At 69.1% G+C, this 278-nt stretch carries 1 protein-coding gene; it reads right to left on the bottom strand.

From position 1 onward, the window contains the following. A partial coding sequence (locus EW028_RS24540; protein WP_483869245.1) for a helix-turn-helix transcriptional regulator occupies nucleotides 1–278 on the bottom strand: 278 nt, incomplete at both ends.

The raw sequence follows: 278 nt of genomic DNA, 5'->3' as shown, positions 1-278 counted from the left end.
AGGTCGCGGCGCGTGTCGTCCAGCAACTGCTGGAAGCTGCCGCCCTCCTCCTGCAGGCGCCGCTGCAGCGTTCTTTCCGACAGGCACAGGGCCTGGGCGACCGCCTCGCGCCGGGGTTCGCCTTGCGGCAACAGACGGCACAGGATCTGTCGCGCACGTTGCATCACCCGGCTGTCGGCGAAGCGCGACAGGTATTCCCCGGCGAAGCGGTCATGCAGTTGCGCCAGCGCCTCGTTGGCGGTCGGCAGCGGCATGTTCACATCGGCCTCGCGGAACAG

Source organism: Lysinibacillus sp. OL1 (assembly GCF_004332175.1).
In the GTDB taxonomy this organism is placed as follows: domain Bacteria; phylum Bacillota; class Bacilli; order Bacillales_A; family Planococcaceae; genus Lysinibacillus; species Lysinibacillus capsici.
The sequence above is the reverse complement of the archived record's forward strand: the minus strand, read 5'-3'. Positions and strand labels throughout refer to the sequence as shown.